Consider the following 9,647-nt stretch of genomic DNA (forward strand, 5'->3'; position numbering starts at 1 on the left):
AACTTTTCTCCTCTGGCCCGTAGCAGGTCGTGCCACCTTAGCTCAGTTGGTAGAGCAGCCGATTCGTAATCGGCAGGTCGGCGGTTCGACTCCGCCAGGTGGCTCAATTGGGTGGAATCCTCAAGGCCCACCCGGCACTTATGACCACTTCCACGACTCACACCCTCCACCAGCGCATCGAGGACGCCTGCGTCCCCATTCACCTGGCCAGCGATGATCAGACCAGCCATCCCGCAGGCCACGAGGGCAACCGGGCTTACCGAGGCGGCCCTGATGCCGTCCGCATCGTTTCCGGCAGGTTTGAGGGACTCTTGCTGGTGGAGCGGCACAGACGGGTCTGCGCTGCCGTCGGCGACCTCATGAAGCAGGCGGCCCACGCCCCGTCCATGGGGACACTGACGCCAGATGACGGGTCCGTACGGTGAGAGGTGTTTTCCCACCGGTCTGGCTCACCCTGCTGATGCTTGGCCTGCTACTGGCACTACCGGGCCGCTCACAAGACGACATGGACTGGACCGCCCCCCTGCCCCCGGCACCGCCGTGGGACGGCAGGAGCCAGGCGCTCATCGTGGGCGCGGATGATCCGTGGATAACCCCGGCGGAGCGCACCGGCCTCACCACCACACCCGGATACGTGGAAACCGTGGCCTGGCTGAAGAAATTGGTGGCTGCCGCACCGGAGCTGCAGATGGTCTCATTGGGCGCCAGCCCCGAGGGACGCGACATCTGGATGGTCATCGCCTCTGCTGACCGGGCCTTCACCCCCACCGCCCTGAAAGCCACCGGCAAACCCACCCTGCTGGCGCAGGCGGGCATCCACGCGGGGGAAATCGACGGCAAGGACGCAGGTCTCATGCTGTTGCGGGATATGACCGTCCGGGGCACCAAGGACAGGCTGCTGCAGCGCGCCAACCTGTTGTTCATTCCTATCCTCAGCGTGGACGGCCACGAACTCACCTCGCCATACGGCCGCATTAACCAGCGCGGTCCGTTGGAGATGGGGTGGCGCACCAACGGCCGAAACCTGAACCTGAATCGGGATTATGCCAAGCTTGACATCCCCGAGATGCACGCCTTGGTGCGGGCCATCAACAGATGGGAGCCGGACCTCTACCTGGATCTACACGTCACTGATGGCATCGACTACCAGTACGACATTACCTTCGGCTATACCGGCAAACAGGGGCTGTCTCCCAGCATCGCCGGGTGGCTCGACAAGCACCTTACTCCTGCCCTGAACAAGGACCTGGCCGCCATGGGTCACATCCCGGGCCCGCTGATTTTCGGTGTCGATAACAACGACCCTGCGAAAGGCATCCTGGAATTCACAGCTGGTCCTCGCTTTTCCATCGGCTATGGCGACGCCCGGCACCTCCCCACCGTACTGGTGGAAAACCACTCCCTGAAACCATACCGACAGCGGGTGCTGGGCACCTACGTTTTGCTGGAAAGCGCGCTGAAGACGCTAGCCAGGGAGGCCTCCGGGCTGCGGCGGGCCGTCACCGCCGACCGCACCCGGGATTCGCAGGCGGTCACCCTGACGTGGACCCAGGCAGATGGCAAGCCCGATCAGGTGGCCTTCCTGGGCATCCAGTGGCGGTCGGTTCCCTCCGTTCTCGGCGGCGGTTCCCGGATTGAGTATACGGGCAAGCCTGTGACCCTCACGGTGCCCTATATCCGGTTCACCAAGCCGGGACTGACGGTCAGCCGCCCGAGAGCCTACTGGATTCCGCCGGTGTGGACCGAGGTTATCCAGCGGCTGGGGATCCACGGCGTCTACCTGGAGACCATGGCCCAGGCCCGTGAGGTGGTGGTCGATATGTACCGCCTGCACGAGGTCAAGCTGGCCGACGCACCCTTCGAAGGTCACATGCCGGTGACTGCCAGGACAACCAGCGAGCGACGTAGCGTCACTTTCCCGGCCGGCTCAGTTCGGGTGCCAACCGATCAGCCCCTCGGCGACCTGGCCATCCTGCTGCTGGAGCCGGGCTCACCCGACTCGTTCTTTCAGTGGGGTTTCTTTCTGGAGGTCCTCCAGAGTACCGAATATGCGGAAGGCTACGTCATGGAGCCGCTGGCACGGCGCATGCTGGCCCACGACCCGGCACTGAGGGATTCGTTTGAGCTGCGGCTGGCCGAGGACACTTCCTTCGCCGCCGACCCACAGGCCCAGCTGCAGTGGTTCTACCGGCAAACGCCCTATTTCGATGACCGCTGGCAGGTCTACCCGGTGGGGCGGGAGCCGTAGCGAGTCCCAGACCGTTCCCGGCCGGGCCCAGCCGCTTGTCAGTGACATTACGCCAATAAGTCCTTAGATTCCAACAGTTCGGGTACGAGCTACCCGCCCAGCCGCGCCAGAATCAGAGGAGGGGTCGCTGTTGACTGAGACCGGGCACCGCAAGCTGGCCGCTATCATGTTTACCGACATCGTGGGCTATACGGCCACCATGGCTCGTGATGAACGGCAGGCGCTGAAGATTCTCGAGCAATCCCGCAATGTGCTCCAACCCCTGATTAAGGCCCATGCTGGGCAGTGGCTCAAGGAAATGGGCGACGGCACCCTCTCAGCCTTTGAGAGCGCTACCGAAGCCGTTAATTGCGCCCTTGAAATTCAACGCGAACTTGCCCGCACCGGCAGCTTCCAGCTGCGCATCGGTATTCACGTCGGCGATGTGCTTTTTGAAGGGGGTGATGTCTTCGGCGACGGCGTCAATGTGGCCGCACGCATTGAGCCGTTGGCGCAGCCAGGGGGTATCAGCGTATCCGACCCGGTTTACGATGCTATCCGCAACAAGCCGGAAATCGACGCGGTATTCCTGGGCAAGAAGCAGCTCAAGAACGTGAACCGCCCGGTAAAAGTCTTTGAGTTGGCCGGTGAAGGACTGCCGGCACCCCGTCAGGGCAGCCGCCCTGTCAAGGAGCGACTGCCAGTTGCCAGAGCCGTCATGCGGCGGGCGGTCTGGCTCCCAGCTGCGGTGGCGGTGGCCGGGCTGGCGGGCTATGCGCTCATCGCGCGACTCCCGCTGAGGGGTGGGGCCATAACCTCCGTGGCCGTGCTCCCATTCGAAAATTTTACCGGCGATCCTGAGCAGGATTACTTTGTGGAGGGCATGCACGAAGCCATCATCGCCAACCTGGCGCAGATCAAGGCCCTGACGGTAACCTCACGCACCTCGGTCATGCGTTACAAGGACAGCGATAAGCTGTTGCCTCAGATTGCCAGGGAGCTGGGGGTGGATGCACTGGTGGAGGGTTCCGTGATCCAGGCCGACGATTCGGTGCGCATCACCGCTCAGCTGATTGATGCCCGCACTGATCAGCACCTGTGGGCGGAGGAGTTTGACCGCGACTTGCGCCACGTGCTGGCACTGCAAAGTGAAGTGGCCAAGGCCATCGCCCGCCGGATCAGCATTGCGCTGACCCCCGCCGAGGAAGCCCAGCTGGCCGGCTCACCCGTCCCCGTCGATCCCGCCGCCTACGGGGCCTACCTGCGGGGCCGACACCATTGGAACAAGCGCACTTTTGACGGACTCAACCGGAGCATGGAGTATTTCAACCAGGCCGTTGACATCGACCCCACCTTTGCCCTGGGGTATGCCGGGCTTGCCGACGCCTTCAACATGCAGGGCAGCTACAGCTATCTGCCGCCTAGGGATGTGCTGCCCCGCGCCGGCGCTATGGCCCGTCGAGCCTTGAGTCTCGATAGTACCCTGGCCGAGGCCCACGCAGCCCTGGCCGCGTTCCAGTTCAATTACGAGTGGGATTGGGAGGCCGCCGAAAAGACATTCCTGCATGCGCTACGCCTCAATCCCGGTTATGCCACCGCTCACCACTGGTACGCTCAGCTGCTCATAGCCACGGGCCGGACAGAGGAGAGTTTCCAGGCCATGGCCCGGGCCGCAGAGCTCGATCCCCTGGATCTGGAAATCAGCGGAGGCCTGGCCCGGAAGTACTATTTCGCCCGTCAATACGACCACGCCATCGAACAATGCCTCAAAACCCTTGAGCTGGATGACAGGCACTTCTTCCCCTACATTTATCTGGGACTGTCCTACGCCTACAAGGGCATGTTTGAGGAGGCAATTCCTGCCCTGCAAACAGCGCTAGCTCTGTCAGGAGGGAACGCCCTGGTGGCCTCCGGATTGGGCTTTACTTACGGTCTGGCCGGCAGAGAGCAGGATGCTCTGGCCATCCTGGCTGAGCTCAATGCCGCCGCTGACGAACGCTATATTCCGGCCGTCAGCATGGCCGCCATCCATACGGGGCTTGGCGACTTGGAAGCGGCCATGTCGTGGCTCGAGAGGGCGTATTCGGAGCGGCACCACTACTTGATATTCTTCCGGGTCGAACCTATGGTGGACACGCTGCGCTCCCATCCCCGCTTTGTCAACCTGCTTCAAAAAATGAATCTTGATTGAGGCCCTTTAAACCGTCTCATCGTTAGGCGCCCTCCCGGACCGCCACTGGGAACCAACCGGCCCTCGAACCGTAGGCTCCATGGGACCGAAAATGTTGTAATCGTAACCCCTAACGCCTACATTGCCGAACGAGGTGATGATGACTAAACGGATTTCCCCGGCTGGACGATGGCTTCTTCTCTGCGGGATCGGACTGTCCGGCTGCATGTCATACACGAATCCGGAGGTCGATCCTTATTTCGCCGGCTACCACGCCGCTAACCCAGCTCACCGCCTGACGGAGACCATCCCCGACAGAGCGGCGCTCAATGAGGCTGACGCACTCGCCCAAGCTACCGTACCCGCTGCCGTCGTCGACACGCCAGGATCCGGCGGCGAGACTTACACCGGCAGCATGCACCGTAACTTGTACCGCGATCCCTATTACCGGCGGGGCGGCTCACGGCTGAACCTCTCGTACCATCTTTACGGTCCCTATCACTACCGCGGTCTTCGTAGCCGTCTCTGGCTCAGCCACCATCAGCGTTGGAACCAGCTCCCCTGGTATGCCTATGACCCGTTTTTCGATGCTGCGTGGTGGCATGACCCCTGGTATGGCTACGGTCAGTACGGTGCCTATCTCGACCCCTGGTATGCCTCTGGCTACGACCCTTGGTACTTCGATCCCTGGTACTACGACCCCTATTACGCGGGCTATGTCAATGCCTTCGGTCCTTACTACGGCTGGCGCAACCACTACCATGGATCAAGCTGGTACCGGGACGGCGGTCTCGCGGACGCAAGCAACCAGAACACATCCCGAACGCGACGCCCCCGCAACCGTTGGGGCCTGCCTACAGGGTCCGCGGCGGAACTCGCGTCCAACACCGATGATGGCAGCACGATGACCAAAGTGGTTGCCTCCGGGCCAGGGTCCTCCGGCTCCTGGAGAGGCTCGGCCACAACCGCCAAGGCTAAGTCCAGCGGCTCGGCTTCGGCTGGCAAGCAGGCGCGCGGGGCCAACAGGCGGGGCAGCGCCGCCAGGCCACGTAAGGAGCAATCGTCCGCCGGGAGCACCAGGCAACATATCTCCTCCCGGTCAAAGAGCAGCAAAGGCAGCAATAGCGGCAAAACGCGCCGTTCCCGCGACCGGAAGCCCTAGGTTTCCGCCACCCACTCCAGGCTGACTCATGTTGGACACCCCCTCCCAGATCCCCCAACGGGCGGTGCTCATGCTCATCATCTTAACTGCACTGCTCAGCGGGCAGAACGATCAGGATGCCGTGCGTCCTTTTGTGGGGCTGGGCGGGCCGGGTGGCCGCGCGAGTGGACTGGCGCAGGCCTTCACCGGCATCGCCGACGATGCCACGGCCCTCTATTACAACCCCGCCGGGCTGGCCCATCTGGTGAAAACCGAAATCAGTCTGGGGTTTCACTACCTTGGGGTTTCCACGGAGGTTTCGCCCTCAGGGACGTCCTCGCCCGCAACCATCACCGCCACTCGCCTGGGGAATGTGGGCCTGGCGCTACCTGTTGCCCACACGAAATTGACGGTGGCGGCAGCCTACCATTTGCTGCGTTCCTTTGAGCATCAGCGTGAACTGAATTCGGCGGAGTCCCGGTTTCGCATCACCGAGGAGGGCAGCATAGCCGCCGTTGCTCTCGGCGCCGGTTATCAGGTGTCCAGCAAGCTGGCCCTGGGAGCGGCCCTGGAAGTGTTCACCGGGCACAACAAGTATACCGAAAACAGTGCCTTTTTTACCGGCTCGGTGCAGGACTCGACCGATTTTGTTCGGATTGAGCCCAGCTACTCTGGGGTGGGGCTAAACCTGGGAGTGCTGCTGGCGCCGGTCCCACGCTGGCGGGTAGGATTGCTGGTGCGTTCACCGCAGAAAGTGGCGATAAAGGAAGAATTCAGCGCCACCGGCATCAGTCCGGACAACTATAACTACGAATCCCTGGCCTCCTATTCCCTGCGCCTGGGCTCTTCACTGACCGCAGGCCCCCTGATTTTCAGCGGGGACATGATCTGGTTCGACTACTCCCAGATACGGTTCAAGTCGAATCTGGTGGACCTCATCGATTCTGCTGAGGTACCCATCGACATCGGCATCAACGACACCCTGCGGAACCAATATGCCAGCACCGTCGGCTATGCGGTGGGTGGCGAGCTGCTGGTGCCCTTCATGAACTTAAAGCTGCGGGCTGGATACCGGCGCGATCCACCCATCATGCGGGAATCTTTCCCCCGCATGATCCAGCAGACCGTGGCCCTGGGCATGAGCGTGGTGCCGGTGCCGCAGATCAAGATCGATTTGGCGGTGAACTTCACGGTCTGGCGGCGGGAATTGAATGACGGCAGCTCCGAACTCACCACGGCCGCGCTGGGATGGCTCAGCTTCGCCTACCGGCTATGAGGCCAGTAGGCGCGACTTGCTACCTCGGCGATGGGCCGCTGCTCCGGCCAGCCCCCTCCCTGCCTGTCCCCCGTGGAACCCCGCCGCCAACACACCGTTGCACTCACGCTGGATGCGATCCATATTGGGCCCCCCGGCGGAGGCCCACCTAACAGTGAAAGGCACCACCATCTTGCCCCGCGTGAAGCTACCCGTCATTGCAGCCGTCGCTAGCCTGATGTTCGGACTTTCAGGCTGCAGTGCCCAGCATAAGGACGCCGAGGATATGAGCGACCGTTTTCGAGGCCAGCTCATCGCGCCGGAGTTCCCCGTCGGCATGGACTGGCTCAATACCCCTAAGCCGTTGAGCCTGAGCGAGTTGCGCGGCAAGGTGGTCTTGCTGGACTTCTGGACGTATTGCTGCATCAACTGCATGCACGTGATTCCCGAGCTGAAGGTGCTGGAAGAGAAGTACCGGGACGAACTGGTGGTGATCGGGGTGCACAGCGCCAAATTCACCACCGAGCAGGAGACCAACAATATCCGGCAGGCCATCCTGCGGTACGAGATCGAACACCCGGTGGTGAATGACAGCAAATTCGAGCTCTGGCGCGCCTATGGCGTCCGGGCCTGGCCTACCATGATCCTCATCGATCCCGAGGGCAAAATCATCGGCACGCGCTCCGGCGAAGGAGCACTGGCGGTGTTCGACCCCCTGATCGCTGAGGTGGTAAACCTGTTCGACAGGGAGGGCAAGATCGACCGGCGCGCCATTGAGGTCAGCCTGGAAGCCGATCGTGAACCCCGGCGCATACTCTCATTTCCGGGCAAGGTGCTCGCCGACCCGGACCAGCCCGTGCTCTACATCAGTGACGCCAACCATAACCGCATCCTGGTGGTGGACCGCAAGAGCGAGGAAATTCTACAGGTCATTGGGGCGGGCACCAAAGGCGCTGACGACGGACCGTTTCAGCAGGCTAGCTTCAATCACCCCCAGGGGCTGGCCCTGGCCGACGGCAAACTTTACATCGCCGACACGGAAAATCACCTCATCCGCGTAGCCGACCTCCACGCCGGCGAGGTTACCACCCTTTTGGGCACCGGCAGGCAGGCCCGGCGATTCAACCTTCCCGGCACCGGCCGGGAGGTGGCCATCAACTCGCCCTGGGACCTGGTGCTGGTGGGTGACCGGCTGTTCGTTGCCATGGCTGGCTTCCACCAGATCTGGGAGGTTAACATTAACACGGCCTACGGCGAGCCCTTCGCCGGCAGCGGACGGGAAAACATTGTGGACGGACCCCGCCTGTCAGCCCAACTGGCCCAGCCCAGCGGCCTCACCACCGATGGAACGAACCTCTATTTCGCCGACAGCGAGGTGAGCGCCGTCCGTCAGGTGCCCCTGAATGGCGCGGGGAGCGTGGAAACGCTTGTGGGCCAGGGACTGTTCGACTTTGGCGATGACGAAGGCAGCGGCGACAAGGCCCGCTTTCAGCACCCCCTGGGGGTGGCCTGGGCCGAGGGGCGGCTCTACGTGGCCGATACCTACAATAACCGGGTCAAGGTCATCGACCCCGGCGAAGACCGGGTCACCCGCTTTGCGGGCAGCGGCCAGCCGGGCTACACCGACGATCCCGCCACTTTCGACGAACCGGGCGGGCTCAGCTACGCCGACGGTGTGCTTTACGTGGCCGACACCAACAATCATCTGGTGCGCAAGCTGGACCTTGCCACCGGCGCGGTCACCACCATGAACCTGCGGAACCTGCAGCTGGCCAACGACGACCTGCCCGCCGACGAAACTTTCCAGCTGGCTCCCGTGGCACTGGCTGACGGGGCCGCAGCCGCCTTCACCCTGGAGCTGCCCCCCAACATGAAACTCCTGGACGAGGCGCCCTCCTACCTGGCTCAGTCCGGCGGCAAAAGCGTGCCCATCACGTCGCTCACCACGATCCTGCCGCTGGCGGCGATTCCCGGCACCACCCTCACCCTCAGCGCCACCATTTACGCCTGCTTCACCGATCAGACCGGGCTGTGCACCATCAAGACGGTGCAGTGGAAGGTGCCCGTTGCTGACGGCGCGGGGCAGGATCAGCTGCCGCTGACCTACAGCCTCCCAACACCCTTAGGACTATGACCGGCCTGGTAACCGTGAAATCCTACCTCTACCGCCACGAGGCCGAGCTGGACCTGGCGTTGCTGGTGGCTGAGGGCATCGAGGCGATGATCTCCGCCGACGACGCCGGAGGCATGCAACCCAGCCTGCTGTTCGGCTCGGGTGGCGCCCGCCTGCTGGTGGCTGAGGGCGATGCCGCGGCGGCCCGGTTGCTGCTCGATTCGGTGGCAGACGGGGACTAGCAGCCTGGCCCTCCGGCCGCTTCCCGTCGGCAGCGCGCCTCTTCCTAAATTCCATTTAAATATTCACTTCCGCACGGTACGATCTATCTCTACATTGTACCACTGCTCAAGTTCAGGCCCCCACGCCGGGCGAGGAAGGATCGCATGCGTCGCATGCACATTGTTGCCATTGTCAGCTGCGTCGTACTGGCGTTACCCGATGCCGGATTCGCGTCGCAGAAGCTGGCTAAGTCCACCTTCCCGACTGTCCCGGCTCAGCCCAACACCGCTAACGGCCCCGACACCACCATCCTGAACATCAACGATTTCCACCTCTGGATTGATCGCAGGGGCTTCTTTCCCTGGACACTCTCCAGCAGCGGGTCCGCAGGCGAGTACCCGCCTGGATCGGGGGCCATATTTGCTGCCGGCATCATTTGGGGGGCCAAAGTGCGTGACGGCGGCGAGAAGCTTGTGCGGGCGAACGGATCGACGTACGTCTCAGGGTTGAAAGCCGGCA

8 protein-coding genes and 1 tRNA gene are annotated in these 9,647 nt (G+C 62.8%); all 9 read left to right on the forward strand.

The features are described 5' to 3' along the window. Positions 1–31: 31 nt before the first annotated feature. Positions 32–104, forward strand: a tRNA-Thr gene (locus IH971_09170). Between the two features lie 36 nt (positions 105–140). Further along, on the forward strand, positions 141–425 hold the full coding sequence (locus tag IH971_09175) for a BolA/IbaG family iron-sulfur metabolism protein (GenBank protein MCH7498009.1): 285 nt from the start codon (positions 141–143) through the stop codon (positions 423–425). Further along, on the forward strand, positions 422–2,248 hold the full coding sequence (locus IH971_09180; GenBank protein MCH7498010.1) for a M14 family metallopeptidase: 1,827 nt from the start codon (positions 422–424) through the stop codon (positions 2,246–2,248). Before IH971_09175 ends, IH971_09180 begins: the two co-directional genes overlap by 4 nt. A 130-nt stretch (positions 2,249–2,378) precedes the next feature. Next, positions 2,379–4,418 (forward strand): hypothetical protein, encoded by a 2,040-nt coding sequence (locus IH971_09185; GenBank protein MCH7498011.1) that lies wholly within the window; start codon positions 2,379–2,381, stop codon positions 4,416–4,418. A 205-nt stretch (positions 4,419–4,623) separates the two neighbouring features. Next, the gene (locus tag IH971_09190; protein MCH7498012.1) at positions 4,624–5,559 is read left to right on the forward strand and encodes a hypothetical protein; all 936 of its coding nucleotides are present in this window, start codon (positions 4,624–4,626) and stop codon (positions 5,557–5,559) included. A 28-nt stretch (positions 5,560–5,587) separates the two neighbouring features. Then, positions 5,588–6,814, forward strand: a complete 1,227-nt coding sequence (locus tag IH971_09195) for an outer membrane protein transport protein (GenBank protein ID MCH7498013.1) — start codon at positions 5,588–5,590, stop codon at positions 6,812–6,814. A gap of 265 nt (positions 6,815–7,079) precedes the next feature. Continuing rightward, positions 7,080–8,927 carry a redoxin domain-containing protein gene (locus IH971_09200; GenBank protein MCH7498014.1) on the forward strand — a complete coding sequence of 616 codons (1,848 nt, stop codon included), beginning with the start codon at positions 7,080–7,082 and terminating at the stop codon, positions 8,925–8,927. Next, positions 8,924–9,148, forward strand: coding sequence for a hypothetical protein (locus IH971_09205; protein MCH7498015.1), 225 nt, complete (start codon positions 8,924–8,926; stop codon positions 9,146–9,148). The genes IH971_09200 and IH971_09205 overlap by 4 nt, the downstream gene beginning before the upstream one ends. A 144-nt stretch (positions 9,149–9,292) precedes the next feature. Next, a partial coding sequence (locus tag IH971_09210) for a hypothetical protein (protein MCH7498016.1) occupies positions 9,293–9,647 on the forward strand: 355 nt, incomplete at its 3' end.

The organism is Candidatus Neomarinimicrobiota bacterium (assembly GCA_022560655.1).
GTDB lineage: Bacteria > Fidelibacterota > Marinisomatia > SCGC-AAA003-L08 > TS1B11 > JADFSS01.

Bases quoted from the DNA above. Each gene is read 5' to 3' on its own strand.
- IH971_09190 (MCH7498012.1), top strand. From the start codon at position 4,624: ATGTCATACACGAATCCGGAGGTCGATCCTTATTTCGCCGGCTACCAC.
- IH971_09205 (MCH7498015.1), top strand. From the start codon at position 8,924: ATGACCGGCCTGGTAACCGTGAAATCCTACCTCTACCGCCACGAGGCC.
- IH971_09195 (MCH7498013.1), top strand. From the start codon at position 5,588: ATGTTGGACACCCCCTCCCAGATCCCCCAACGGGCGGTGCTCATGCTC.
- IH971_09175 (MCH7498009.1), top strand. From the start codon at position 141: ATGACCACTTCCACGACTCACACCCTCCACCAGCGCATCGAGGACGCC.
- IH971_09200 (MCH7498014.1), top strand. From the start codon at position 7,080: ATGAGCGACCGTTTTCGAGGCCAGCTCATCGCGCCGGAGTTCCCCGTC.